Below are 805 nucleotides of genomic sequence, written 5' to 3'. Positions count from 1 at the left end.
GTTAAGCTCTTTAGCGCCGATGGTAGTTGGGGGCTTCCCCCTGTGAGAGTAGGACATCGCTAGGCATAATACCCAGGAGGATTAGCTCAGCTGGGAGAGCATCTGCCTTACAAGCAGAGGGTCGGCGGTTCGAGCCCGTCATCCTCCACCATAATTATATATCCAAATAGTATTATCGCGGGGTGGAGCAGTGGTAGCTCGTCGGGCTCATAACCCGAAGGTCGTTGGTTCAAATCCGGCCCCCGCAACCAAAAGGTCCCGTGGTGTAGCGGTTAACATGCCTGCCTGTCACGCAGGAGATCGCCGGTTCGATCCCGGTCGGGACCGCCATTTTTTTTTTGCCGGTGTAGCTCAGTTGGTAGAGCAACTGACTTGTAATCAGTAGGTCGTGGGTTCGACTCCTATCGCCGGCACCATGTATTACCGGAGGGGTAGCGAAGTGGCTAAACGCGGCGGACTGTAAATCCGCTCCTTAGGGTTCGGCGGTTCGAATCCGTCCCCCTCCACCAGTTTTAAATTTACAGGGGCATAGTTCAACGGTAGAATAGAGGTCTCCAAAACCTTTGGTGTGGGTTCGATTCCTACTGCCCCTGCCAGGTATTGAGGTACTCGTTCATATGCAGCTGTTATTATATATATAGTGGCGATTGTGGCGAAGTGGTTAACGCACCGGATTGTGGTTCCGGCATTCGTGGGTTCGATTCCCATCAGTCGCCCCATTTTCACATTGGGGTATAGCCAAGCGGTAAGGCAACGGATTTTGATTCCGTCATGCCTAGGTTCGAATCCTAGTACCCCAGCCATT

General features: G+C 52.8%; 8 tRNA genes. All 8 read left to right on the top strand.

Features of this window, described 5'->3' with window-relative positions:
- Positions 1-75 precede the first annotated feature (75 nt).
- The 8 genes from GJU32_RS22950 to GJU32_RS22915 all read left to right on the top strand — a co-directional run bounded on the left by GJU32_RS22950 (position 76) and on the right by GJU32_RS22915 (position 803).
- Positions 76-151, top strand: a tRNA-Val gene (locus GJU32_RS22950).
- Between the two features lie 25 nt (positions 152-176).
- Positions 177-251 (top strand) — tRNA-Met (locus GJU32_RS22945).
- 3 nt (positions 252-254) lie between these two features.
- Positions 255-330: transfer RNA gene (locus tag GJU32_RS22940), tRNA-Asp, on the top strand.
- 10 nt (positions 331-340) lie between these two features.
- Positions 341-416, top strand: a tRNA-Thr gene (locus GJU32_RS22935).
- A gap of 9 nt (positions 417-425) precedes the next feature.
- A tRNA-Tyr gene (locus GJU32_RS22930) sits at positions 426-509 on the top strand.
- 13 nt (positions 510-522) lie between these two features.
- Positions 523-596: transfer RNA gene (locus tag GJU32_RS22925), tRNA-Trp, on the top strand.
- A gap of 47 nt (positions 597-643) precedes the next feature.
- Positions 644-719, top strand: a tRNA-His gene (locus tag GJU32_RS22920).
- Positions 720-728: 9 nt separating this feature from the next.
- Positions 729-803: transfer RNA gene (locus GJU32_RS22915), tRNA-Gln, on the top strand.
- Positions 804-805: the final 2 nt, after the last annotated feature.

Source organism: Lysinibacillus cavernae (assembly GCF_009724685.1).
Taxonomy (GTDB): domain Bacteria; phylum Bacillota; class Bacilli; order Bacillales_A; family Planococcaceae; genus Lysinibacillus; species Lysinibacillus cavernae.
This window is presented reverse-complemented; position numbering and strand designations above follow the sequence as displayed.